Here is a 22,619-nt window from a genome sequence, read left to right on the forward strand (position 1 = left end):
GCTTCTTGGGTTCAGGAAAGATGGCGCAATGCGGTTTGGTATTTTCGGGTCAGCCGATCTCTTGTCTCGGCATCCAGCAGTGCCAGCCGCGCGGGATGGCTGTTATCTGCGATATCGGCGCGCTTGACCCGTGTGGCGATGGGATTTGCGGCGACGCGGGCGTAATAGGTTTCGGGCCGCTCATCGGGGCGGCGGGTGATCGCATCGACCGCCTCGGCAACCCGGGGGCCGAACTGGTCAGCGATCTGAGCCAATGGAATGTCGCAATCCTCGACAACATCGTGCAGCAGCGCGACGACAACGTCGATTTCATCCGTCACACCGGCCGCAACACGGGCGACATGGCCGATATAGGCCATGCCTGCCTTGTCGGTCTGTCCCGCATGCGCGGACAGCGCCAGTTCAAATGCAGCGCCAATCATGAGAGGGTGCCCAGTTTGGTGATCTTGTGTTGGCCGGTGGCAAAGCCGATGTGTTTGAGTTCCATGTAAAAGTCAAAGGACCAGTCGCCGCCGTCGCGCCCGATGCCGCTTGCCTTGACCCCGCCGAAGGGTGTCGGCAGGTGGCGGACGTTCTCGGAATTGACCCAGATCATGCCCGCCTCCAGCCTGTCGGTAAAGCGCAGCGCGCGGGTCAGATCGTTGGTCCAGACATAGCCGGTCAACCCATAGGGCGTGTCATTTGCGATCTGTAGGGCTTCTTCTTCGGTGCCGAAGGGAATCGAGGTCAGAACCGGACCAAAGATCTCCTCCCGCGCGATGCGCATCCGGTTGTTGGCATCGGTAAAGAGGGTGGGCCGGACGAAATACCCGGTCTCCCCGACGGTCTCGCCGCCCGCCGCGATCGTCGCACCCTCCGCGCGGGCGGTTTCGAAATAGCGGGTGACCTTGTCGAAGTGTTCTTCGCTGATCAGGGGGCCGATCTCCGTGGCCGGATCGAGCGGATGGCCGACCTTGATGGCGTTGACCCGCTCGATCAGTCTGGCCTCGAAATCCTCGCGGATCGTGTCCTGCACAAGCAGTCGGCTGGAGGAGGTGCAGCGCTCGCCGTTGATCGAGTAGATCATGAAGATCACGGCGTCCAGCGCGCGGTCGAGATCGGCATCCTCGAACACGATCACCGGGTTCTTGCCACCAAGCTCAAGGTGATTACGCTTCAACGTATCGGCACCCTGTTTGGTGATCAGGCTGCCGGTGCGGCTTTCGCCGACAAAGGCGATGGCCTTGATTAACGGGTGCGCGCACAGCGCTTTGCCCGCGTCTTCGCCAAAGCCGTTCACCGTGTTCAGCACACCCGGCGGCAGCCCGGCCTCTTCGGCAATCTCGACCAGCAAACGGGCGGTCAGCGGCGAGGCCTCGGCCGGTTTGTGCACAACGCTACAGCCCGCCGCCAGCGCCGGTGCGATTTTCCACGTCGACAGCATGAACGGCGTGTTCCAGGGCGTTATGACACCGACGGGGCCGATAGGAACGCGTGTCGTGATGTTCATCAACGTGGGCGACTTGAGGTGTTGGCCGTCGCGGGCCTGCACGACCTGATCCGCGAAATAGCGGAAGTTCTCCGCACCGCGCAGCGCTGCCTTGGACATGAATTTGTAGGCCTGACCGGTGTCCCAGCATTCACATAGGGCGATTTCCTCGGCGCGCGCCTCGATGCCTTCGGCGATGCGGATCAGGATCGCCCTGCGCGCCGTCGCGGGCATGTCGCGCCACGCGGCGAAGGCGGCGTGCGCCGCTCTGGCGGCGGCGTCGATATTCTCGGCAGTGCCGTGGGCCACGTTGCAGATCACGCTTTTGTCCACCGGCGAGCGGGTCTGGAAGACTCCGCCCGCCCCGGGCGCGTCCTTGCCCGCGATCCGGTTCTGGATGCCCGCGCTGCGGAACGGAGCCAGATATATGTCCAGCTTGGCAAGGTTGTCGTCGAATGCCGTCATGCGGTGGGCCTCCAGCGGATCGGATGCGTGTCGATATGTCGGTGAAATGCCCGTGATGACACTCAGGTGTCCTTTGGCATTTCATTAACATGTTAATTATTGCCAAGTTAAGTATTGCGATCCCCGGTTGTCAAGCCCAACCTCCCCGTGCATGTGACATGCCATGCTATTTCCGAGGTCCCCATGACGTCCAGATTGCCATCGACGAACCGCTCGCTTCCGATCGCGTTGATCCGCGCGCGTGAAGGGGTCATGCTGCCGATCCGTGACATGCTGGCCGAAACCGGGATTACCGAACAACAATGGCGCGTCCTGCGGGTGTTGGCTGAATACGGCCAGCTCGACACCAAGACACTGGCCGACAGGGCTAGCCTGCTGTTCCCCAGTCTCACCCGCATCGCGGCCACGCTGCGCGACAAGGGGCTGATCAGCCAGACCCGCGACCGCGTCGACAGGCGGCGCCAGTTCATCGCGATCACGCCACAGGGGCAGAAAATCATCGACGACCATAGCCTGCAGGCGGCGCAGATCGTTGACGGGTTCAAGACCACCCTGGGCGCCGAGAACTACGAGACGCTGCTCGACCTGCTCACCCTTCTCGATCCCGGATCGCGGGACTAGCCCGCGACGATGCCCTCGGCCCGCCAGCGGTCGAAAATCTCCAGCGCCTTTGCCGCGAATCCCGCGTCGTTGATGTGACAGTCGATCGGGTGCGCCGTGACGTTGCCGGGCAGGGTTGCGGTGATCTCCGCCAGAAACGCCGCCAGCCCTTCCGTGTCGTGCAGATCCGCGCCCTCGCGGTCCCATTCCCCAAGACCGCGTTCCGGCAGGATGAGTGCAACCGGCCCCTCGGCCTTGGCCAGCCGCTTGGTGTGCGCGCGTGCCACCATCCTGCGTTCGTCACTGTTCAGGACAATCGAGGACAGCAGCCGGTTATGAGCGTGTTGCGGATGCCCTGCCCATTTCTCGGGGACCGGTTGCCAGCCGACAATGTCCACAAGGTCATAGCACCCCGGCGCGACGATCTGCGGTGTGCCATGCGCGCCTGCGTTCGTCAGACGATCGGCCCCGGCGGAGAGGCTCGATCCGTGGATGTGATTGCCAAGTTCCTGCGTGCAGAAATCGAAGACACAGGCAAAGGCCCCCTGACCAGCGAGGTTTTCGAAGGCCCGCCCGCCCATGCCGGTGGCATGAAACACCGCAACCTCATAGCCTCGCGCTTCCAGCGCGGGCTTCAATGGGACGACGTATTTCAGCGCGGACGTGCCCAGCGACATCATTCCAATCAGGGGTTTGTCAGGCTTCGGGCGCATGGCCGCGCGCGCCGCGCCCAGGACGGCGCCCGCCGCTTGGCTCAGCGAGGCCTTGCAGATCGCATTCAAACCATAAAGCCCACCGGCCCACAGGATCATCTGCGTATCGGCGGCCAGACGTTCGGCGGGGATCAGCGGGGAAAAGGCCACGGTCGATACGATGTACTTGGGCACGCCCAGTGGCAGCGCCGAACACAGGTCCAGCGCCAGATCGGTGCCCATCGTCCCTCCCAGCACGATCACGCCGTCAAAGACCCCTTCGGCAAACAGCCTTGCGGCCAGGAGGCCTGCCCCGCGCGCCATGATCTGCATGGCGTGGTTTTCGTCTCCGCTGTCGATGGCCGCCCTGATCGACCCGCCGCCTGCCTCTGCGACGTCATGCTTGGAGTGGTCGGTGGGGGCGGGGGGATCGCCCAGAACCGAGACGTCCATGGTGCGGACACGACCGCCCTGGTCGCGGATCACCCCGGCCAGAAAGGCCAGTTCGGCGGCCTTGGTGTCGTAGGTTCCGACAACGAGAATGGTCTTGTCGCTCATGCCGGGCCTCCGTGCAGCTTGATCCACGCGGTTTTGAGGTTGATGTACTTATCGATCGCATGCAGCGATTTGTCGGACCCGTTGCCGGATTGGCCGACCCCGCCAAGCGGCACGGTGCCGTCCGCGCCGCCATAGGTGTTCACGTGCATCACGCCGGTGCGCACCGCCCGCACCATGCGATGGGCGCGGCCAAGGTTCGATGTCCACACGGCGCCCGCGAGTCCGTAGACCGTGGCATTGGCGATGCGGACCGCGTCGGTCTCGCTCTCGAACGGAGTTACTCCGAGCAGGGGGCCAAAGACCTCTTTTTGTGCGAGGGTCGCCTGCGGTGTCACCCCGGTGACGATGGTTGGGGACATGTAGTATCCGCCGGTTTCCTGCAGGATGCGGCCACCGCCGGTCACGACCTGTCCGCCTTCGGCCTGGGCGGTCTCGACAAAGCCCAGGTTGGCCGCCAGTTGTCGTTCGGAATGGACCGCGCCGATCTGCGTGTCACGCTTCAGCGGATCACCCACAGGCATGGCCTCGGTCGCACGGACGACGGCGGCGACGAAGTCATCGTGGATCGACGCCTCCACCAGCAGGCGCGATCCCGCGACGCAGACTTGCCCGGCATTCCGGAAAATCCCGGCGGCGGCCACCTTGGCGGCTTCGTCCAGATCGGGCGCGTCGGCAAACACGATGTTGGGGGATTTGCCGCCCAGTTCGAGATAGACGCGTTTCATGTTCGACTGCGCCGCATATTCCAGCAACCGCCGACCCGTGCCGCCGGACCCGGTAAAGGCCAGCACGTCCACGTCCATTGACAGGCCCATGGCCGCGCCGACAATGGCGCCTTCGCCGGTCACCGCATTCAGCACCCCCGGCGGCAGGCCCGCTTCGAGCGCCAGTTCGGCCATCCGCATTAGCGCAAGCGACGCCGTCTCCGCCGGTTTCAACACAACGGAATTGCCCATCGCCAGCGCCGGTCCAAGCTTCCATGCGCCGATCATCAACGGGAAGTTCCACGGGATGATCGCCCCGACCACGCCGACCGGCTCCTTGTGTATCAGCCCGAGGACGTCCGATTGCGTCGGTGCGATTTCGCCGTAGATCTTGTCCAGGGCCTCGGCATAGTAGCGGATTGTGGCGGCGGCCGAGCCGGGCTCGGCCTTGAACGCCATGGCGATTTCCGTTCCATTGTCGCGCACACCAAGAACCGCCAGCTCGGCCGCGTTGGCCTCGATCAGATCGGCCCATTTCATCAGGACCATCTTGCGCGCCGCAGGCGGCTGCCCGCACCAGCGCCGGTCGTCAAACGCCGCGCGTGCCGAGGCGATGGCTTTGGTCATGTCTGCAGCCGTCCCCCGCGCCAGCGTTGTCAGGATCTGGCCGTCGATCGGAGAGACAACCGGCATCGTGCCCCCGTCCGAGGCGGGGACAGGGCGGCCGCCGATCAGATGCGAGCAGGGCGGAACAGGCCGCGTGCGGAGCGCGTCTATCCGGGGTTGATCAAGCATTGTCCGTCTCCAGCGCCTTGAGCCTGCGCGATCGGGCTTCGAAAAACAGCGCGCGAATATGCAGCGCAATCACAGCAACAATCGCCAGCGCGAGCAGCGCCGCAATCGGGCGGTTGACCAGATCGAGCGGTGTCTTGAGCTGGGCCTGGGCGCTGCGCAGCTTGGTTTCCATGATCCCGCCAAGCACCATGCCCATGATGATCGGAACGACCGGCAGGTTGAGCCGCTTGAGGATCAGCCCCAGAAGGCCGAACACAATGGCAATGAGGCAGTCGGTCAGCGAATTGCGCAGCGTGTAGACCCCGACGAAGGACAGCATCAGGATTGCCATGCCCAGAAAACGCGTGGGGATTTCCATGATCCTGAGAAGCGTGTTTGTCGAGACCATGAGAAAGGCGACCACAACCACGTTCAGGATCAGCAGCGCCATATAGAGCGCCATGATGAAGTCCATCTGGGTCTGGAACAGCTGCGGGCCGGGCACGACGTTGTGGACATAGAAGACAGAGAGCATCATCGCGGTCAGCGCTTCACCGGGGATGCCAAGGGCCAGAAGCGGGATCATCGCGGCGGGCGGCACGGAATTGTTGGCCGCTTCCGATGCGATCAGCCCTTCGGGCGAGCCTCTGCCAAACAGCTCGGGCGTCTTCGACGTCTTCTGTGCGTAGGTGTAGGACATGAACTGCGCTGTGAATTCGCCGACGCCGGGAATGATGCCCATGATCACGCCGAACGACGACCCGGCGGTGGCGACCCGCTTGTGCCGGAAGACTTCGAACATGCCTTGAAACAGGCCGCCGGTGATCTTGACGGCCTTGGGCCGCGTGTCGCGCTGGATCATCAATTCGAACGCCTGGCTCAGCGCGAAGAGGCCAAGGACCACGACGATCAGATCAATGCCCGAGCTGAGAAACGCGAAGTCGAATGTAAAGCGTTTGGTGTATCTCACCGGTTCGAGGCCGACAGTGGACAGAAAGATGCCGAAGAAGGCCATCATCCCGGCGGCCATGATCTGACCCCGGTGCGCAAGGATGACCAAGACAATGCCCAGAAGCGCGGCGAGAAAGATCTCGCGGCTGCCGAACTGTGGCGCCACATGCGCCAGAACCGGCGCCAGCAGAACCAGGCAGAGGACCGCAAAGATGCCGCCGAAGAAGGACGCCGAATAGGACAGGGCGAGCGCCCGGCGCGGATCGCCCGCCCTGGTCATCGAATAGCCGTCATAGGTCGTCAGGACGTTGACTGGCGTGCCGGGCGTGTTGATCAGAACGGCCGGAATGGCCCCGCCGTACATCGACGATCCATAGATCCCCAGCAGCATGGTCAGCCCGACAATCGGCTCCATGGAAAAGGTCACCGGCAAGAGAATGGCGATCGCAACCACGGCGCCGACGCCGGGGATGGCCCCGATGATCACGCCGCCAATGGAGCCGACCAGAAGCGCGGCAAGAACCTGCCAGTGAAGCAGGATCTCAAGGCTGGAGGCCAGGGTTGCCATCGTTCGCGTGCTCCGCGCCTAGAGGTAGGTCTGCGCAAAGGCGCGCAAACCATCGGGCAGGACCTGATACAGCGATCCAGCCGGAAGATTGACCTTCAGAAAACCCCGGAAGAGCGCGACCGTGACAACCGCCAGCGCCGCCGCCGACAGAAGGGAGCGCGCGCTGCGATAGCCAAGCCGGAACGACAGGGCGACGGCGAGGATCAGGCTGGCGCTCAGGTAGCCGACAACAGGCAGCACCAGAACATAGGCCACGAACCAGCCGCCGAACTCCACGGCCCGGACCCACAGTATCACCTCGGCAAGACGGCCATGGATGCGGGGGGAGCAGAGCGACCCGAGACAGTGGAAGCCCGCGAAAAAGACCATGCCAACGACCGAAATCGTCGGCCAGAGCGCAGGTTGCGCCACCAGTTTCACGCCCTCCCGCCAGGGGGCTTGCGTTGGCAAGCTCCACAGCAGGAACAGCGAAAACAGCACGAAGGCGATCGCAAAGACCAGATCGCCGGGTCTGCGCTCGCGTTTGAACAGTTCCTGCGCGGTCTTGAGCCGGTTCATGGTGTGCCCCTTCCTTTGCCCGGGCTGATGCGGATCAGTTGTCCAACATCGCTTCGATGGCGTCGATCGTCGCGGTGTCGGCTTCGATCTGGGCCTCGGATGCTGCCGCATCCTTCCAGTAGATCAACGCGCCCGTGTCCTTGGCCAGTTGCGCGGCCTCGGGGGACATCATCACCGCTTTGGCAACGGCGGTGATCTTGTCTCGGGCGTCCTGCGGCACACCCTTGGTGACGAACAAACCATTCCAGAGTGACAGGGCAAGGTCTGAATGCAACTCTTCGACGGTCGGCACGTCCGGCAGGATGCCGATGCGCTCGCCGCCGATGGAGGCGAGGATTTTGACCTCTCCCAGACAGGGCATGATCTGCTGTAGCGTGGTGTTGATGACATCCGCATCGCCGGAGGCCAGCGTGTTGCAATCGAGCGCGTCAAAGGCGGCGTTGGACGCGAATGCAAAACCGGATTCCTGCGCTGCGGCAAAGGTCACCTTGGTCGGCGGCAGGAAATCCCCGAAATGCCCGAGCGCGACATCGGTCCCGGCGGCATGGGCGGCCAGACCAGCCCAGTCATCATAGGGCGCATCGGCGCCCGCCGCGATCACGAAGGGGTAGGTGAGAAAGATGCCCAGCGGCTCGAAAGGGTTCGGGCTGAGATCCGGAATGCCGATCTGCGGGCCGCCGATGGGGACGTCCGTTACGAAAGAGCCGATGGTGTAGCCATCGGCCGGGGCGTTTGCCACGTCGATGGCTCCGGGGAAGGGGCCGCCGCCGCCGCCGGGCTTGTTCACCACCGCCGCAGGAACGCCGTAGGTTTCCTGGAACTTGTCGGCGATCATGCGGGTCAGCACATCCTCCAGATCGCCCGGCGGCCATGGCACGATGAAGGAGACTGGTCTTTCGGGATAGTCCGCCATGGCCGCTCCGGTCATGGCCACCGTGGCGAGCGCCGCCGCTGTCAGGGTCTTTGCAATCGTGGACATCTCAGTCTCCCAGGGTTGGTTCATATAATGAAACGATGTTATTTAAAAAGATTGCCTTGTTAATCACTCTGTGTCAAAATTTTTCTCAAATCGGATTGAAGGAAAAGGCCCGGAGATGTCCTCGACAGCCAAGACCCTTGCGCTTTTGTCGTTTTTTTCGGCGTCGCGGCCGGAAATCGGACTCTCGCAGCTTTGCCGCCTTGCTGGCCGTGACAAGGCGACGACCTACCGCCACCTGCAATCGCTTGAAGTGGCTGGCTTTGTTGAGCGCAATCCCGTCACCAAGCAGTATCGCCTCGGACCTGCGCTGCTGCAGCTTGCGCAGATCCGGGAAGACACCGTTCCGCGCAAAACGGGCGCGGAGGGCGCGGTTGCGACGCTGGCGGAGGCAACCGGCGAGACGGCGCATGTGACGGTCCTCTCGGGCCGGGCCGTCTATGGGTTGATGTCCTGCGAATCGTCGCGGCACGGCGCGCGCGCAGTGATCGACATCACGACCTTCCCGCTTCATGCCACGGCGTCGGGGCTCTGCGCCGTGGCCTTTGGTCCGGAGGAACTCTTTGACATCGCCGCGCAGGATATGACGGGCTTTACCGACAGCACCGTCACGACCCGCGACCGCCTCGCGCAGGAAATCACCGCAATTCGGGAAACCGGGTTTGGGCGCGCCGATCACAGTTTTGAGCGGGATATTCTCGGCCTGTCCGCGCCGATCTTTGATCACAGTGGCGGTTATGCCGGTGCGGTAGCCGTGGCCAGCGTCGCATCGCGCTTCACTCCGGCGCTCGGGGTGACGATCCGCGAGCAGCTGATCCAGGCGAGCCGCACAATCACGCACAACTGGGGCGGTATCATGCCCAAATCCATCGAGGCCGCCTGGGCCCGCTCGCTCGCAAAAATCCCTCAAACGGAAACCACGCCATGAAAGACTCCAACTTCCTGAAGGAACACAATGGCCGCCTGATGTGGCACCCGATGACCTCGCCGCAGGACAGTATCGACAATCCGCCAAAGATCATCACCGGCGGCAGTGGTGTTCGCATTACCGATGTCGACGGGCATACGGTTGTCGACGGGGTCGGGGGGCTGTGGAATGTCAATCTCGGCTATTCCTGCCAGCCGGTGAAGGCCGCGATTGCCGCACAGCTTGAGCAATTGCCCTACTACTCCACCTTTCGCGGCGCCTCCAACGACACGGCAATCGAGCTGTCCTATGAGCTGAGCGAATTCTTCGCGCCGGACGGGCTGTCGCGCGCGTTCTTTACGTCCGGTGGATCGGATTCAGTCGAGACGGCGCTTCGGCTGGCGCGTCAGTATCACAAGCTGCGCGGGGAGGCGGGGCGGGTGAAGTTCCTAAGCCTGAAGAAAGGCTACCACGGCACCCACATCGGCGGGGCAAGCGTGAACGGGAATGCCAATTTTCGTAACGCCTACGAGCCGCTCCTGCCGGGCTGTTATCATATTCCGGCGCCCTACACCTATCGCAACCCGTTCAATGAAACGGACCCCGAACGATTGGCCCTGCTTTGTGCCGCCGCGCTGGAGGATGAGATCGCGTTTCAAGGGGCCAACACGATTGCGGCCCTGATCATGGAGCCAATTCTTGGGGCGGGCGGTGTCATTGTGCCGCACAAGTCCTTTGCGCCGATGGTGCAGGACATCTGCAACCGCCACGGCATCCTGCTGATTGCCGATGAGGTCATCACGGCCTATGGCCGCACGGGCGCCTGGTCCGGCTCAAGGCTCTGGGGCATTCAGCCCGACATGATGTGCACCGCCAAGGCCATCACCAACGGCTTCTTCCCCTTCGGGGCCGTCATGCTGGGGCAGCGGATGATCGAGGTGTTCGAGGGCAACCCGGCGGCAAAGATCGGCCATGGCTATACCTATTCCGGCCATCCCGTCGGGGCGGCGGCGGCGCTGGCCTGTCTGGCCGAGACACGCCGTCTGAACGTCATCGAAAATGCGGCTGCACGCGGCTCGCAGCTATATGACGGCTGCCTCAGGCTGCAGGACAAATACGACATCATTGGCGATGTGCGGGGTGGTCATGGTCTGATGACAGCAATCGAAATGGTGAGCGACCGTGACACGAAGAAGCCGATCGACGCGGCCACCGCGGCAACGGTTCAGACTGTCGCCTATCAGGCTGGCGCAATGGTGCGGGTGTCCGGTCCGAACCTCATCATTTCGCCGCCGCTTGTGCTGACGGAGGCGGATGCGGCCATCATCCTTGCGGCGCTGGACGCGGGTTTCGCGGCGGCGTGACGCGGCAGGGGCGGGCCATTGGCCCCGGGGCGCGCGAACCGACCTAGAGTGACCAGAGGCGCGCCGCGTTGCCCGAAGCAAAGGCGCGGGCCTCGTCCGGCGAGGCTTCATCGAGAAACGCACGGGTGATCGCGACCCACTGGTCGAGCGAGGAATTCAGCGTGCAGACCGGGCTGTCCGAGCCCCAGACCACACGGGTCCATCCAAAGCTTTCGATGACATGCTCGATGTAGGGGCGCAGGCTGTCGAGCGTCCAGTCCGGCTCCGCATAGGCGGTGACGCCGGAGATCTTGGCGCTCACATGCGGGCGCTCCGCGAGGCGCGTGATGGCGGCGGCCCAATCGTCATAGGCGCCACCCGCGATGTCCGGCACGCCGCAGTGATCCAGCACGAACCGGGTGCCTTCGCAGGCGTCAACGAGATCGGTGGCGATGGGCAATTGCCGCGCCAGCACGCAGATGTCGAAGGGCAGGTCGCGCTGCCCCAGTTTTCGGATGTTGGCGCGGAAGCGGTCCGATTGGCTGATCTCATCGGGGACCACGTGCAGCACGCGGCGGATGCCCTTGACCACGTTTGTGTCCAGCTTATCGAGGAAGGCGTCGAACCCGTCGTCTTCGGGCCGGGCGGAGGAGATCGCGCCGCGGATCAGGCTGTCCTCGCGCGCCATCAGCTCCGAGATCATGGCGGTTTCCGTCCCGATGTCGGCAGGGTCGCAATCCACTTCCATATGCAGCGTGCCGCTGATCCCGACCCGGCGGGCCGTCACGGCGTATTCCTCATAGGTCCAGTCACGGTTCAACGGCGGGGCGCTCTCCAGCCACGGATAGTGAATGCGGCTGCGATCCACGAGATGCAGATGAGTATCGATCAGCGGGGTCATGGCGGCTCCTCCTCCTCGCCCGGGATGGGGCGGTTCTGCCTCCTGCACGGAAATACGGCAAGGGCGTTTTGCCTGCGGAGTTCACCTTGACTTGGGATCGAAGTCAAGTTTAGATATAAAAGACGCTTCTGAATATGAAAGCCATGAAGTGGGAGACTGCGGGGCTGGAGGTCATGGGGCGTGGGTTGTCCGCAAAGTTCGGGCGACACATCAAAACGGGAGGAACGACATGACAAACAAAGCAACAGGCGCATCGCTGATCGCGCTTGCCATCGCGATGGCGTCCGGCGCCAGCGCCGCGGAATTCGACGGGGTGACCCTCGAAGCCAAGTTGATCGGCGGTCAGCAGTACGAGGCGCTCTACGCGCGCATCGCCGACTGGGAAGCGATGACCGGCGCGAGCGTCAACGTGATCTCGAAGAAGAACCACTTCGAGCTCGACAAGGAATTCAAGTCCGACATCGCGGCGGGCACCACCGATTGGTGCGTCGGATCGAACCATTCATCCTTCGCCTCGCAGTACCCCTCGCTGTACACTGATCTTGGTGCATTGATCCCGCAGGAGACCATCGACGGTTTCGTGCAGGCCAATATCAAGGCCGCAACGCTGGGCGGCAAGCTGGTGATGCTGCCGCGCGCGCAGTTCGACGTCTCGGCGCTCTATTACCAGAAGGACCTCTACGAAGATGCGGAAAAGGCGGCGGCCTTCGAGGCAGAGTATGGCTATCCGCTGGCCGTGCCGGAAACCTGGGACCAGATGAAGGATCAGGCGATCTTCTTTGCCGATCCACCGAATTTCTATGGCACGCAATACGCGGGCAAGGACGAAGCCATCGTTGGCCGCTTCTATGAGCTGGTCGTGGCCAATGGCGGGGCGCTTTTCAACGACGACTTCTCCCCGGCGTTCGATTCCGATGCGGGCAAGGAAGCGCTGCAATGGTTCGTCGATCTCTATGAGGCGGGCGCGGTTCCGGCAGGCACCACCAACTACCTCTGGGATGACCTTGGCAACGGCTTTGCCTCCGGCACCATCGCGCTGAACCTCGATTGGCCGGGCTGGGCGGGCTTCTTCAACGATCCGTCCGCGTCCAAAGCGGCTGGCAATGTCGGCGTCGCCCCGGCGCCCAAGGGCTCGGCAGGCGTGCGCACCGGTTGGTCCGGCTTCCACGGCTTCTCCGTCACCGAGGACTGCGCCAACAAGGAGGCCGCGGCCTCGCTGGTGGACTTCCTGACAAACGAAGACAGCCAGAAGCTCGAAAGCGCAGCCGGCCCGCTGCCGTCACGCACCGCGGTTTGGGACTATGTCTCGGAGCAGGCCAAGGATGATCCGTATCGCGCCGAAGTGCTTGCCGCCTTCAAGGAAACCGCAGCGACAGCCTTTGCCGTGCCGCCGACCGAATACTGGATCGAGGCAACCAACCTGATCTACCCCGAACTTCAGGCCGCGATCCTCGGTGACAAGAGCGTCGATGAGGCCCTTGCCGACGCCTCCGAGGCGGTGGACGAGCTGATGCAGGAAGAAGGCGTCTACTGACGCGCCTTTGCGGGGGCGGTGCTTGTCCGCCCCCGCGCAACCGAACCGGGACACCCCCATGACACGTCTGAAACTGCCCCCGTGGCTGGTGCTTTTGCTGCCAGCCATCATAATCCTTGCGGCCGTCGTATTGGTTCCGCTGCTGCTGTCGCTGTATTCGAGCTTCACGCCGTACAAGCTGACGCGGCCGGACAGCCTTTATAAATGGATCGGCACCTTCAACTATGAGAAGGCCATCGGTGATTCCAAGTTCTGGGCCGCCTTCGGGCGCACCGTGCTATTGCTGACCGTGGCGCTGAACCTCGAAATGCTCTTCGGACTGGGGCTGGCGGTGATGGTGTCAAAGGTCACGCGGGGACAGCGCACGCTGCGCACCATGATGATGTTTCCGATGATGTTTTCGCCCATTCTCGTGGGGTTTCAGTTCAAGTTCATCTTCAACGACAACGTCGGCCTGGTGAACAATGCGCTACAATCGCTCGGGATCACCGATGTGGCGATCCCCTGGCTTGTCGACGGGAACCTGGCGATGTTCTCGATCATCTTTGCCGAGGTCTGGACCGCCACTTCCGTTTTCGCGATCCTCATCCTCGCCGGGCTTTATGCCATTCCGCAGGACCCGCTGGAGGCGGCGAAGGTCGATGGTTGTACCCCGTGGCAATCGTTCCGCTTCGTGACGCTGCCGTTTCTGATGCCGTTCATCTACATCGCGATGGCGATCCGCTCGCTCGACGTGGCGCGGGCCTATGACATCGTGCAGATCATGACAAATGGCGGGCCGGCGCGGCGAACGGAACTGCTTTGGACGCTCATAGGCAGGACGGGCTACGTCGATGCCCGAATGGGATATGCCAACGCGATGGGGTATATTTCCATTTTCCTCGCGATTTTCTTCACCGTGTTCTTCTTTCGCAAGCTTACCGCCGCGCGCGCCGAGCTGGGCATGGGGGTCTGAGACATGGCGAGCAATGCAACACATCGCAACCGCCGCCGCGCGCTCAAGGCGCTGCATTTCTTTGGCCTGTTCTGCGCCATGATGGTGCTCTGTGTGCCGGGGCTCTGGGTGGTTCTCAATTCCTTCCGGCCCACGGTCGAGATCATGGCGAAACCGCCGGTCTGGATCCCGAACGAGCTGAACCTCGATCATTACCGCGCCATGTTTGGCGGAGTGGGCGAGGGCGGCGTGCCGGTGCTGACCTATTTCCGCAATTCGCTGATCATTTCCGTGACGTCGACGATCATCGCGCTTCTGGTCGGGATGGCGGGTGGCTATGCCTTTGCCCGCTACCGGTTCAAGGGCAAGGCGTGGATCTTTGTCGGGCTGATGTGCACCCGTGCGGTGCCTGGTGTGGCGCTGTCACTGCCGCTGTTCATCATCTTTGCCCGCGTCGGGATCATCGACACGCACTTTGGCATGATCCTGGCCTATGTGGCGATGAACGTGCCGTTCACAATCTGGCTGATCGACGGGTTCTTCCGGCAGATCCCGCCATCGTTGGCCGAAGCGGCGCAGATCGACGGCTGCACCCGCTGGCAGGCGTTCTGGCAGGTGGAATTCCCGGTGGCCAAGGCCGGGATCGCCAGCGCCGGGATCTTTGCCTTCCTCACCTCGTGGAATGAATATGCCCTGGCGTCGCAGCTGACCCGGTCGGTCACGTCCAAGACAATGCCGGTCGGTCTGCTCGATTTCCAGGCGGAGTTCACGCTCAACTGGGGCGGCATGTGCGCCCTTGCCGTGCTGATGATCATTCCGGCGCTCATTCTCACCTTCCTCGTACAGAAACACCTCATTGCCGGCCTGACGTTCGGCGGCGTGAAAGGATAACAGATGGCTCAGGTCCACCTCCGCGACGTGGTCAAGACATACGGCGCGCTCGAAGTCGTTCACGCGATCAATCTCGACATCGAAGACAATGAGTTCGTCGTGCTCGTCGGTCCGTCTGGCTGTGGCAAGTCCACGACGCTGCGCATGATCGCCGGGCTGGAGGATATCTCCGGTGGCGAGATTTTCATCGGGGACAACCTTGTCAACGATCTGCCCCCGCGCGAGCGCAACATCTCCATGGTCTTTCAGAACTACGCGCTCTATCCGCATATGACGGTGCGCGAAAACCTCGGGTTCTCGCTGAAGATCGCCAAGCGGCCGCAGGCCGAGATCGACCGTGCGGTGGACGAGGCGGCCGGCATTCTGTCGCTGACGCCGCTGCTGGACCGCAAACCTGGCGCGCTGTCGGGTGGTCAGAGGCAGCGGGTCGCCATGGGCCGCGCCATCGTGCGGCACCCGGATGTGTTCCTGTTCGACGAGCCGCTGTCGAACCTCGATGCCAAGCTGCGCACCCAGATGCGGGTGGAGATCAAGAAGCTGCACCAGAAGGTGAAATCCACCATCGTCTACGTCACCCACGATCAGGTGGAGGCGATGACGCTGGCGGACCGGATCGTCATCATGCGTGACGGGCACATCGAGCAGATCGGCACGCCACTGGAGGTTTTTGAGAACCCGGTGAACACCTTTGTCGCGACCTTCATCGGTTCGCCGCCGATGAACCTTCTGGATGGGGTGATCCGGGGCGGGGATGTGGTGTTGGAGGATGGGACGACCGTCCCGATGCCGCCGCGCTATGCCGCCGCCGAAGGGCGCAGGGTGCAATTGGGGATGCGGGCGGACAACATCATGCCCGTGGGTCATTCGCTGCCGCCGACCGAGCACATGGCCCGGATCGACATGGGCGTGAACCTGACGGAGCCGCTGGGCACCGAAACTCTGCTGTTCGCCGAACTGGCCGGGGCAGAGGTGCAGGCCAAGATGCTGAACCCGCGCCCGGTCAAGGCCGGCGAGCGCATGACGTTCCAGATCATGCTGGACAAATGCCACCTCTTTGATGCCGAGAGCGGCATGGCACTGAGGGCTGAGTGATGGCCAGGATCAGCCACGCGCGCGCCTTCATGGTGGATCTGACGCCCAAAGTGCTGCGCACCGACGCGATCCAGTCGTTCAAGAGCCAGGAAACGATTTTCGTCGAGGTCTTCGACGCGGATGGCGCGGCTGGCATGGGCTACAGTTATACCATCGGGGATGGCGGGCCGTCTGTCCTGGCGCTTTTGCAGCATACGCTGCTGCCCCGGTTGATGGGACAGGAGGCCGATGCGATCGAGGCGATCTGGCGCGATCTGTTGTTCTGGACCCATGCCACGGCGGTGGGCCCGATCATGTCGCTTGCGCTTGCGGCGATCGACACGGCGCTCTGGGATCTGCGCGGGCGCAGGAGCGGACTGCCGCTCCATCGTCTGGCGGGCGGTGCAAAGGACCGTGTGCCGATGTACACGACCGAAGGCGGCTGGCTGCATATCGCACCGGAGGCGTTGGTCGAGGATGCACAAGCCGCGCAGGCGCAGGGTTTTCGCGGCTCAAAGGTGAAGATCGGCAAGCCGACGGTTGCCGGGGATGCGGCGCGGCTCGGTGCGGTGCGCGCCGCGCTTGGTGACGATTACGAGATCATGACCGACGCCAACCAATCCATGACGGCCGCCGAGGCGCTGCGCCGCGTGCCGATGCTGGAGGCGCTGAACATTGGCTGGTTCGAGGAGCCTCTGCCCTCTGACGATATCGCGGGCCATGCCCGCCTGCAGAGCCAGAGCCGGGTGCCGGTGGCCGTGGGCGAGAGCCTGTACTCGCCCGGGCAGTTTGCCGATTACATCGCGCAGGGTGCCTGCGGCATCGTGCAGGCGGACGTGGCGCGGGTGGGCGGCATCACGCCCTGGCTCAAGATCGCGCATCTGGCGGAGGCGCATAACCTCGCCATTTGCCCGCACTTCCTGATGGAATTGCACGTCAGCCTTGTCTGCGCCGTGCCGAATGCGCCGTGGCTTGAATACATCCCGCAGCTTGATGACGTGGCCGCGCCGATGGGGCGTGATGGCGGCATGGCGCTGGCGCCGATGGCGCCGGGGCTCGGGATCGACTGGGACGTTGACCGGCTCCGGGCGTTGACGAGCGCGGGCAGCGCGTTCGAGATCAAGGGGGAGTGAGATGCAAAGACACGGACAACTGATCGGGATCGGGGCCGAGGCCATCGCTGAGTACAAGGCCCTGCATGAAGAGGTCTGGCCGCGGGTGCTGCGGATGATTTCGGACTGTAACATCCGCAATTACACCATCTTCCTGAAGGAGCCGGAAAACCTGCTGTTCGCCTATTTCGAATACGTGGGGCAGGATTTCGAAGGCGACATGGCCAAGATGGCCGCCGATCCGGTGACCCAGAAATGGTGGGAGGTTTGCATGCCGCTGCAGACGCCGTTGGAGAAGCGGGGGCCCGGCGAATGGTGGGCCGAGATGGAAGAGGTGTTCCATCATGACTGATCTGGCCACTCTGCGGCAGAGCGTCGACATGCCACAAACCGCGCGCCCGGTGGTAATCTTTGGCGCGGGCTCCATCGTGACAGACGCGCATTTGCCAGCGTACCGCGATCTCGGCGTGCCGGTGGCGGGGATCTTCGATCCGGACACGGCAAAGGCGGCGCAGGTCGCCGCCGCCTGGAAGACGCATGCCTTCGCGACGATGGGTGAGGCCATCGGGCAGGCGGAGATGATCTACGATCTGGCCGTGCCGCCATCGGCGATCCCCGGCATTCTGGAGGCGTTGCCCGATGGAGCGATTGCACTTATCCAAAAACCGCTTGGCTCCGATCTGGCCGAGGCGGACGCGATCATCCGGATCCTGCGGCGTAAGGGGATCAAGGCGGCGGTGAATTTCCAGCTGCGTTTCGCGCCGATGAGCCTTGCCCTCAAGGACGCAGTGGCGCAAGGCCTGCTCGGTGAGATCGTCGATTTCGACGCCTGGCTTGCGCTGGATACGCCGTGGCATCTTTGGGAGTTTCTCGCCGATCTGCCGCGTGTGGAGATCCTGCTTCACTCGATCCACTATCTCGATTTCGTGCGCGATCTGATGGGCAATCCGCAAGGGGTGCATGCGCGAACCATGGGGCATCCGTCGTCGACCGTATCGAACACACGCACGGCGATGATGCTGGACTATGGTCAGGCGGCGCGGTGCGCCCTGTCGATCAACCACAACCACAGCTTTGGGCGCAAGTTTCAGGCCTGCGAGTTCCGTATCTGCGGCACCGAGGGCGCGGCCTATATGAAACTGGGCGTCAATCTCGATTATCCGAACGGCGAGCCGGACGCGCTTTGGCTCAACACCGGAGGCGATTGGGAGCAGGTGCCGCTGAATGGCAACTGGTTTATTGCCGCCTTCCATGGCCGCTTTGCGCAGGTTCAACGCTTCGCGGCCGGGCTGGACGAGATCCTCGAAGGGTCCGCCGAGGACGCATGGCACACCATGGCGCTTGTCGAGGCGGCCTATGAAAGCTCCGCCAAACCCATGCACGCGATCAAGGAGACACCCGATGCTTGAGCAGGTGAAATACTACGAGGATTACGAGATCGGCGAAGGCCGCGAGACCGTGGGCCGCACGATCACCGAAACCGACTTTGTCGTGCATGCGGGCCATTCGGGCGATTTCTTCCCGCATCACCTCGACGAGGAATTCTGCAAGACGCTGCCCTTTGGCCAGCGGATCGCCCATGGCACCATGGTGTTTACCATCGGCGTGGGCCTGACCGCGACGATCATCAACCCGGTGGCCTTCTCCTACGGCTATGACCGTATGCGGTTTGTCACGCCGGTCTTCATCGGTGACACGATCCGCAGCAAGGTGGAGATCATCGGCAAGGACGTCATGGAGAAGCGCCCGGGCTATGGCCGCGTGACCGAACGTCTGACCGTGTCAAAGCACAGCGGCGAGACGGCGCTTGTCGCCGATCACATCTATATGGTGGAGATGAAAGGGTGACCGGGCCGTTCCTGCTTTTGCATCCCGACGACAACGTGCTTGTTGCGCGCCAGAGCGCGGCGGAAGGACTTGAGGTCACGCTGGAGGGCGGGGCGGTCAAGCTGTCGCGGCTCATTCCGCTGGCACACAAGATCGCCCGGCGCGGCATCGCGGAAGGCGAGAAAATCCTGAAGTACGGCATGCCGATCGGCGTCGCATTGCAGCCGATTGCCGCCGGAGAGCATGTGCATGTTCACAACATCCGGTCCGATTATACCCCGACGCATGCGCTTCAGGATGCGGACGGGATCAGCGCGGGGGTGGCGCAATGACGACGTTGACAGGTTATCCGAGAGCCGATGGGCGCAAGGGCATTCGCAACACGGTTGTCGTGGCCTATCTGGTTGAGTGCGCGCATTTCGTGGCGTCGAAGATCGTCGCGGGCTTTCCCGACGACGATGTGCAGCTGATTGGCTTTCCGGGCTGTTTTCCGAATGAATACGCGGCGGGGATGATGGACAAGCTGTGCACCCACCCCAACGTCGGTGCGGTGCTCTTCGTATCGCTCGGGTGCGAGAGTTTCGACAAGGTGCGGGCTTCCGAGACGGTGGCCGGCTCTGCGCGCCCGGTCAAGACTCTGGTTATTCAGAAGGCAGGCGGCACCGCATCCACGGTAGCGGCGGGGCGCGCATGGGTGCAAGAGGCCCTGCAAGACGTGGCCGGGCTTGAGCGGGTGCCGATGGGCGTGGACGAGCTGATCATCGGCACGGTCTGCGGCGGCTCGGATGGCACCTCCGGCATCTCCGGCAACCCGGCGGCGGGCAAGGCCTTTGACATGCTGGTGGCGGAGGGTGCGGCCTGCATCTTCGAGGAAACCGGCGAGCTGATCGGCTGTGAGGAGATCATGGCGGAGCGGGCGGTGACGCCGGAGCTTGGCCAGGCGCTGCGCGAGAGCGTGCAGAAGGCGGAACGCTACTATGCCACGCTGGGCTATGGCTCCTTTGCGGCGGGCAATGCCGCCGGTGGCCTGTCGACCATCGAGGAAAAGAGCCTCGGCGCCTACGTCAAATCGGGCGAGTCGCCGATTTCGGGCCTGATCAAACCGGGAGACATCCCGCCGCGCGGCGGGCTGTACCTGATGGACGTGGTGCCCGATGGCGATGTGCGCTTCGGGTTTCCGAACATCTCGGACAACGCGGAGATCGTCGAGATGATCGCCAGTGGCGCTCATCTTTCGTTGTTCGTGACCGGGCGCGGCTCGGTTGTCGGCTCGGCGATTTCGCCGGTGATCAAGATCTGCGCCAATCCCGACACCTTCCGCGCCCTGAGCGAGGACATGGATGTCAACGCGGGCGACATCATCGAAGGGGTCCGCAGCATCGACGCGGTCGGACAGGAGATCCGCGATCTCGTCGTGGCCGTGGCGGGCGGCGCTCAGACCAAGTCGGAGGCCATGGGCCACCGGGAGTTCATCCTGACCTACAAGGCATTCGAGCCCATCGGACCAAGCTGCCTGCCGGCGGCGTGACAAGGAGAAGACAGTGAAACGATTGGACGGAAAGACCTGCGTCGTTACGGCGGCGGGGCAGGGGATAGGCCGCGCGACAGCGGAGCGGCTGGCGGCGGAAGGAGGGCGGGTGATTGCCACCGACATCAATGTGGCGGCCCTGGACGCACTGAATGCCACTCCAGGCATCGAGGCGCGGCGGCTCGATGTGCTGGACGGGGAGGCGATCACCGCCTTTGCCGCCGAGGTTGGCACCGCGGATGTGCTCTTCAACTGCGCGGGAATCGTGCACAGCGGCACCATCCTTGAGTCCACCGAGGCGGAGTGGGACTTTGCCTTCGATCTGAACGCCAAGGCGCAATACCGCATGATCCGCGCCTTTCTGCCCGGAATGCTGGCGCAGAAGCGCGGCTCGATCATCAACATGTCGTCCGTGGCAGGACCGGTGACGGGGCCGGTCAACCGCTTTGTCTACTCCGCGTCAAAGGCGGCTGTGGCGGGCATGACGCTTGCCATCGCAAATGACTACGTGACCGAAGGCATCCGCTGCAACGCCATCGCGCCCGGCACCGTCGACAGCCCGTCCCTGCACGAGCGGCTGAGGGCGACCGGGGACTATGACGGCGCTTTGAAAACCTTCATTGCGCGCCAGCCGATGGGCCGCATCGGCAAGCCCGAAGAGGTGGCCGCGCTGGTCGCTTATCTGGCGGCGGACGAGAGCGGTTTTACCACCGGACAGGTGCATGTGATCGACGGCGGCTGGACCGCGTAAATCGGGAGAAGTTTCATGAAATTTGCAAGATATGGCGAGCGCGGATCAGAAATGCCCGCTTTGGTCGAGGATGACGGTACGCTGCGCGATCTCAGCGGCCATGTCGACGATATCGCGGGCGATGTGCTGACACGGCTGGAAACCCTGAAGGGCATCGACCCGGCGAGCCTGCCGATCGTCGAGGGTCAGCCGCGTCTGGGCGCCTGTGTCGGGCGGACGGGCAAGTTCATCTGCATCGGTCTGAACTACGCCGACCACGCCGCCGAGAGCGGGCTGGAGGTTCCGCCCGAACCGGTGATCTTTGCCAAGTACACCTCTGCCATATGCGGGCCGAACGATCCGATCCTCATCCCGCGCGGCTCCGAAAAGACCGATTGGGAGGTCGAGCTTGGCTTTGTCATCGGCAAGAAGGCCAAATACGTGGACGAGGCGGATGCGATGGATCATGTCGCGGGCTTTTGCCTGATCAATGACGTTTCGGAACGCGCCTATCAGATCGAGCGCGCGGGCCAGTGGTCCAAGGGCAAATCCTCGGACAACTTCGGCCCCACAGGCCCGTGGCTTGTTACCCCGGACGAGGTTGGGGATTTCGACAACCTGCACATGTGGCTCGACGTGAATGGCGAGCGCATGCAGGACGGCTCTTCGTCCACCATGGTCTACCGTGTGCCGTATCTCGTCTCTTACCTGTCGCAGTTCTTCACGCTGGAGCCGGGCGATATCATTTCCACCGGCACACCTCCCGGCGTCGGCCTTGGCTTCAATCCACCGCGCTATCTCAAGGCCGGGGACGAGGTGCGTTTGGGGATCGAAAAGCTGGGCGAACAGCGTCAGGTTTGCGTCGACGACGAGTGAGACGGGCCGCAGACATGAAGAAGGGCGCCGGTTCTGGCGCCCTTTTGCCATGCGGTGCGCGGGGTCGGATTGACACGCGGCGTGTCGCGGCCCTGTCCGGCTCCCGGCTGTCTTTCGGTGGCTTTGATATCGGCTTGTCAGAGGGGGCTGTTGGCTATGCGCCAACACATCGACCGCTCAACCGGGAAGGCCGTCGATGCTTTGGACAGAGGCGAGGTCGTTGTCCCAATCGGCGCGACTGGACATGCAGATGTGCGCGTTGGGCCGGATGTCGATCTTGCTGTCGAGCGAGCCAGCCGGCACCACAAGCACACCATCGCTCTCCTGAGAGAACGGCAAGGCGGACCCGCACTCCGTGCAAAAGCACTTCATGTGTCTTGAGCCGGGAAGCCGGAATTCCTTGATGTTTTTCTCTCCCGAAAGCCATTCGATCGTCGCCTTGGAGGAAAACAGGTTTGCGGAGTGGGCGGACCCGCTGTCCTTGCGGCAGCGGGTGCAGTGACACAGAAAGAACCCCTCAAACGGGCCCGATATCCGGAACGTTACAGAACCACAAAGACACTGTCCGGTTGCAAGATTGTCCATTGGGCGTCCTCCCGACATGCGACCAGCCGATCGCCAGCCTTGCTCAAATCCCGTCTGCGAGTCATA

General features: G+C 63.1%; 24 protein-coding genes. 15 read left to right on the top strand and 9 right to left on the bottom strand.

Annotated features, from left to right (window positions below; translation table 11 throughout):
* Window positions 1-11: 11 nt before the first annotated feature.
* Window positions 12-422, bottom strand: coding sequence for an HD domain-containing protein (locus ACN2XU_RS14815; protein ID WP_419411232.1), 411 nt, complete (start codon window positions 420-422; stop codon window positions 12-14).
* Window positions 419-1,933 (bottom strand): 5-carboxymethyl-2-hydroxymuconate semialdehyde dehydrogenase, encoded by a 1,515-nt coding sequence (gene hpaE, locus ACN2XU_RS14820; protein WP_419411233.1) that lies wholly within the window; start codon window positions 1,931-1,933, stop codon window positions 419-421. Before hpaE ends, ACN2XU_RS14815 begins: the two co-directional genes overlap by 4 nt.
* A gap of 183 nt (window positions 1,934-2,116) precedes the next feature.
* Between hpaE and hpaR the strand changes: the two genes are divergently transcribed.
* Entirely contained in the window at window positions 2,117-2,554 is a 438-nt protein-coding gene (gene hpaR, locus ACN2XU_RS14825) for a homoprotocatechuate degradation operon regulator HpaR (RefSeq protein ID WP_419411234.1), read from the top strand.
* On the opposite strand, the gene ACN2XU_RS14830 is transcribed toward hpaR, so the two are convergent.
* Genes ACN2XU_RS14830 through ACN2XU_RS14850 form a run of 5 tightly spaced genes read right to left on the bottom strand, consistent with a single transcriptional unit; the run spans window position 2,551 to window position 8,317 of the window.
* Window positions 2,551-3,783 (bottom strand): Tm-1-like ATP-binding domain-containing protein, encoded by a 1,233-nt coding sequence (locus ACN2XU_RS14830; protein ID WP_419411235.1) that lies wholly within the window; start codon window positions 3,781-3,783, stop codon window positions 2,551-2,553. The genes hpaR and ACN2XU_RS14830 overlap by 4 nt on opposite strands.
* Window positions 3,780-5,282: an aldehyde dehydrogenase gene (locus tag ACN2XU_RS14835; RefSeq protein ID WP_419411236.1), complete on the bottom strand. Its 1,503-nt coding sequence runs from the start codon at window positions 5,280-5,282 to the stop codon at window positions 3,780-3,782. The genes ACN2XU_RS14830 and ACN2XU_RS14835 overlap by 4 nt, the downstream gene beginning before the upstream one ends.
* Window positions 5,275-6,780, bottom strand: a complete 1,506-nt coding sequence (locus tag ACN2XU_RS14840) for a tripartite tricarboxylate transporter permease (protein ID WP_419411237.1) — start codon at window positions 6,778-6,780, stop codon at window positions 5,275-5,277. The genes ACN2XU_RS14835 and ACN2XU_RS14840 overlap by 8 nt, the downstream gene beginning before the upstream one ends.
* 18 nt (window positions 6,781-6,798) lie before the next feature.
* Complete coding sequence (locus ACN2XU_RS14845) at window positions 6,799-7,338, bottom strand: tripartite tricarboxylate transporter TctB family protein (RefSeq protein WP_419411238.1); 540 nt, start codon at window positions 7,336-7,338, stop codon at window positions 6,799-6,801.
* 34 nt (window positions 7,339-7,372) lie between these two features.
* Window positions 7,373-8,317 (bottom strand): tripartite tricarboxylate transporter substrate-binding protein, encoded by a 945-nt coding sequence (locus tag ACN2XU_RS14850; protein ID WP_419411239.1) that lies wholly within the window; start codon window positions 8,315-8,317, stop codon window positions 7,373-7,375.
* A 115-nt stretch (window positions 8,318-8,432) separates the two neighbouring features.
* On the opposite strand from ACN2XU_RS14850, the gene ACN2XU_RS14855 reads away from it, so the two are divergent.
* Together ACN2XU_RS14855 and ACN2XU_RS14860 are read left to right on the top strand one after the other, a co-directional pair.
* Window positions 8,433-9,242, top strand: coding sequence for an IclR family transcriptional regulator (locus tag ACN2XU_RS14855; protein WP_419411240.1), 810 nt, complete (start codon window positions 8,433-8,435; stop codon window positions 9,240-9,242).
* A complete protein-coding gene (locus ACN2XU_RS14860; protein ID WP_419411241.1) occupies window positions 9,239-10,585 on the top strand; it encodes an aminotransferase class III-fold pyridoxal phosphate-dependent enzyme in 1,347 nt (448 codons plus the stop codon). The genes ACN2XU_RS14855 and ACN2XU_RS14860 overlap by 4 nt, the downstream gene beginning before the upstream one ends.
* A gap of 43 nt (window positions 10,586-10,628) precedes the next feature.
* On the opposite strand, the gene ACN2XU_RS14865 is transcribed toward ACN2XU_RS14860, so the two are convergent.
* Window positions 10,629-11,465, bottom strand: coding sequence for an amidohydrolase family protein (locus ACN2XU_RS14865; protein ID WP_419411242.1), 837 nt, complete (start codon window positions 11,463-11,465; stop codon window positions 10,629-10,631).
* Window positions 11,466-11,694: 229 nt separating this feature from the next.
* Here ACN2XU_RS14865 and ACN2XU_RS14870 point away from each other — a divergent pair, with 229 nt between their 5' ends.
* From ACN2XU_RS14870 to ACN2XU_RS14925, 12 genes are read left to right on the top strand one after another with little or no spacing between them, the layout of a single operon-like run.
* Window positions 11,695-12,999 carry an ABC transporter substrate-binding protein gene (locus tag ACN2XU_RS14870; RefSeq protein WP_419411243.1) on the top strand — a complete coding sequence of 435 codons (1,305 nt, stop codon included), beginning with the start codon at window positions 11,695-11,697 and terminating at the stop codon, window positions 12,997-12,999.
* Between the two features lie 58 nt (window positions 13,000-13,057).
* A complete protein-coding gene (locus ACN2XU_RS14875; RefSeq protein ID WP_419411244.1) occupies window positions 13,058-13,954 on the top strand; it encodes a carbohydrate ABC transporter permease in 897 nt (298 codons plus the stop codon).
* A gap of 3 nt (window positions 13,955-13,957) precedes the next feature.
* Window positions 13,958-14,824 carry a carbohydrate ABC transporter permease gene (locus tag ACN2XU_RS14880; protein ID WP_419411245.1) on the top strand — a complete coding sequence of 289 codons (867 nt, stop codon included), beginning with the start codon at window positions 13,958-13,960 and terminating at the stop codon, window positions 14,822-14,824.
* Between the two features lie 3 nt (window positions 14,825-14,827).
* A complete protein-coding gene (locus ACN2XU_RS14885) occupies window positions 14,828-15,916 on the top strand; it encodes an ABC transporter ATP-binding protein (protein ID WP_419411246.1) in 1,089 nt (362 codons plus the stop codon).
* On the top strand, window positions 15,916-17,028 hold the full coding sequence (locus ACN2XU_RS14890; RefSeq protein WP_419411247.1) for a mandelate racemase/muconate lactonizing enzyme family protein: 1,113 nt from the start codon (window positions 15,916-15,918) through the stop codon (window positions 17,026-17,028). The genes ACN2XU_RS14885 and ACN2XU_RS14890 overlap by 1 nt, the downstream gene beginning before the upstream one ends.
* A gap of 1 nt (window position 17,029) precedes the next feature.
* Window positions 17,030-17,359, top strand: a complete 330-nt coding sequence (locus ACN2XU_RS14895) for an L-rhamnose mutarotase (protein ID WP_419411248.1) — start codon at window positions 17,030-17,032, stop codon at window positions 17,357-17,359.
* Window positions 17,352-18,416 carry a Gfo/Idh/MocA family protein gene (locus ACN2XU_RS14900; protein ID WP_419411249.1) on the top strand — a complete coding sequence of 355 codons (1,065 nt, stop codon included), beginning with the start codon at window positions 17,352-17,354 and terminating at the stop codon, window positions 18,414-18,416. Before ACN2XU_RS14895 ends, ACN2XU_RS14900 begins: the two co-directional genes overlap by 8 nt.
* Complete coding sequence (locus ACN2XU_RS14905; RefSeq protein ID WP_419411250.1) at window positions 18,409-18,855, top strand: MaoC family dehydratase; 447 nt, start codon at window positions 18,409-18,411, stop codon at window positions 18,853-18,855. Before ACN2XU_RS14900 ends, ACN2XU_RS14905 begins: the two co-directional genes overlap by 8 nt.
* The gene (locus ACN2XU_RS14910; protein WP_419411251.1) at window positions 18,852-19,166 is read left to right on the top strand and encodes a UxaA family hydrolase; all 315 of its coding nucleotides are present in this window, start codon (window positions 18,852-18,854) and stop codon (window positions 19,164-19,166) included. The genes ACN2XU_RS14905 and ACN2XU_RS14910 overlap by 4 nt, the downstream gene beginning before the upstream one ends.
* On the top strand, window positions 19,163-20,362 hold the full coding sequence (locus ACN2XU_RS14915) for a UxaA family hydrolase (RefSeq protein ID WP_419411252.1): 1,200 nt from the start codon (window positions 19,163-19,165) through the stop codon (window positions 20,360-20,362). The genes ACN2XU_RS14910 and ACN2XU_RS14915 overlap by 4 nt, the downstream gene beginning before the upstream one ends.
* 13 nt (window positions 20,363-20,375) lie before the next feature.
* A complete protein-coding gene (locus tag ACN2XU_RS14920) occupies window positions 20,376-21,113 on the top strand; it encodes an SDR family oxidoreductase (protein ID WP_419411253.1) in 738 nt (245 codons plus the stop codon).
* Window positions 21,114-21,128: 15 nt separating this feature from the next.
* Complete coding sequence (locus ACN2XU_RS14925) at window positions 21,129-21,968, top strand: fumarylacetoacetate hydrolase family protein (protein ID WP_419411254.1); 840 nt, start codon at window positions 21,129-21,131, stop codon at window positions 21,966-21,968.
* 177 nt (window positions 21,969-22,145) lie between these two features.
* Here the strand turns inward: ACN2XU_RS14925 and ACN2XU_RS14930 are convergent, their stop codons facing one another.
* Complete coding sequence (locus ACN2XU_RS14930) at window positions 22,146-22,553, bottom strand: GFA family protein (protein WP_419411255.1); 408 nt, start codon at window positions 22,551-22,553, stop codon at window positions 22,146-22,148.
* Between the last annotated feature and the right edge of the window lie 66 nt (window positions 22,554-22,619).

It is taken from the genome of Pacificoceanicola niger (assembly GCF_048553275.1).
Classification (GTDB): Bacteria; Pseudomonadota; Alphaproteobacteria; order Rhodobacterales; family Rhodobacteraceae; genus Pacificoceanicola.